Source organism: Streptomyces sp. NPDC047453 (genome assembly GCF_040643155.1).
In the GTDB taxonomy this organism is placed as follows: domain Bacteria; phylum Actinomycetota; class Actinomycetes; order Streptomycetales; family Streptomycetaceae; genus Streptomyces.
Genome location: NZ_JBEYTS010000171.1, coordinates 1 through 1,787 on the forward strand (window position 1 = coordinate 1; position 1,787 = coordinate 1,787).

1 protein-coding gene is annotated in these 1,787 nt (G+C 64.7%); it reads right to left on the minus strand.

Going from position 1 to position 1,787, the window contains the following annotated elements:
- Positions 1–1,787 (minus strand): nickel-dependent hydrogenase large subunit (locus ABZ818_RS42730; protein WP_361427726.1); only part of this gene is annotated, 1,787 nt, incomplete at its 3' end.

Below are 1,787 nucleotides of genomic sequence, written 5' to 3' on the forward strand. Positions count from 1 at the left end.
TGTTCGGCTCCGTAGGTGGGGGTGTGGGTGGTGGTGAGGGTTTTGCCGTTGCCGAGGTACATGTGGACGCCGCAGGGGAGGCAGGGGTCGAAGCTGCGGACGGTGCGCATGATGTCGACGCCTTTGAAGGTGTCGGGGTCGTTTTCTTCGAAGATGGGTTGGCCTTGGACGGCGTCTTCGTAGGGGCCGGGGGTGCCGTAGGGGTCGCGGGGGCTGGCGTTCCAGGGGGTGGGTGGGTAGGGGTGGTAGTTGGCGATTTTCTTGTCTTTGATGACGAGGTGGTGGGAGAGGGCGCCGCGGACGGCTTCGTGGAAGCCGCAGCCGATGGCTTCGTCGGGGACTTCGAAGTTTTCGAAGACTTTGGTTTCGCCGGCGCGGACGAGGGTTTGGGCTTGTTCGAGGAATTGGAGGGCCATGGCGGCGGCGTAGGCGATGAAGTAGGGGCGGGCGCGGTCGCGTTCGATGGTGTTGGACCATTGGGGGATGGTCCATTCGAGGGTGGTTTCGGGGAGTTTTTCGCCGTGGGGGAGGGTGATGCGGACGCTGTGGCCGGTGGCTTTGATGTAGGGGGTGTCGACGAGGCCGTTCAGGGCGGTGGACCAGAGGCGGGCGAGGGGGCCGCCGCCGGTGTCGAGGGCGAGGTGCTGGCCGGTTTCGGGGTGGTGCCAGCGGGGGCTCATGACCCAGCTGTAGTTGTGGTCGAAGGAGCGTTTTTGGGGGTGGGGCAGGGTGGTCTGGTTCCAGGGGTGGCGGATGTCGACGGGGTTGCCGAGGGGGTCGTGGGTGACGAAGGGTTCTTCGGTGGTCCAGTCGTCGTAGTAGCTGGAGCCGAGGAGGATGCGCAGGCCGAGGTTGATGTCGACGAGGTTGTTGGTGACGAGTTGGCCGTCGACGATGATGCCGGGGGTGACGTACATGGCTTTGCCCCAGTGGTTCATCGTCTCGTAGCGGTAGTCGACGATGTCGGGGTTTTGCCAGGCGCCCCAGCAGGCCAGGAGGATGCGGCGGCGGCCGACTTCCTCGTAGCCGGGCAGGGCCTGGTAGAAGAAGTCGAAGACGTCGTCGTTGAGGGCGACGGCTTGTTTGACGAAGTCGATGACGCGCATGAGGCGGGCGAGGTAGTCGGTGAAGACGGTGGGCTGGGGCATGGTGCCCGTGCCGCCGGGATAGAGGGTGGAGGGGTGGACGTGGCGGCCCTCCATGAGGCAGAACATTTCCCGGGTGGTGCGGGACATCTTCAGGGCCTGTTTGTAGATCTCGCCTTCGAAGGGGTTGAAGGCGCGCATGATGTCGGCGATGGTGCGGTAGCCGTGGATGTGCCCGCGGGGGGCCTCCGTCCGCTCCGCGCGGGCCAGGACGCTGGGGTTGGTTGCCTTGACCATGGCTTCGCAGAAGTCGACGAAGACGAGGTTGTCCTGGAAGATCGTGTGGTCGAACATGTATTCGGCGGCTTCGCCGAGGTTGGTGATGTGTTCGGCCAGGGGTGGGGGTTTGACGCCGTAGGCCATCTGCTGGGCGTAGTTGGAGCAGGTGGTGTGGTTGTCGCCGCAGATGCCGCAGATGCGGGAGGTGATGAAGCCGGCGTCGCGGGGGTCCTTGCCCTTCATGAACACCGAGTAGCCGCGGAACAGTGAGGAGGTCGAGTGGCACTCGACGACCTCCCGGTTCGCGAAATCGATCTTCGTGTAGATGCCCAGGTTCCCGATGATCCGCGTGATCGGATCCCAGGACATGTCCACGATCTGAGCGGGCTTGCGCCCCGCCCGACGCACCTCGGTAGTCGCCAT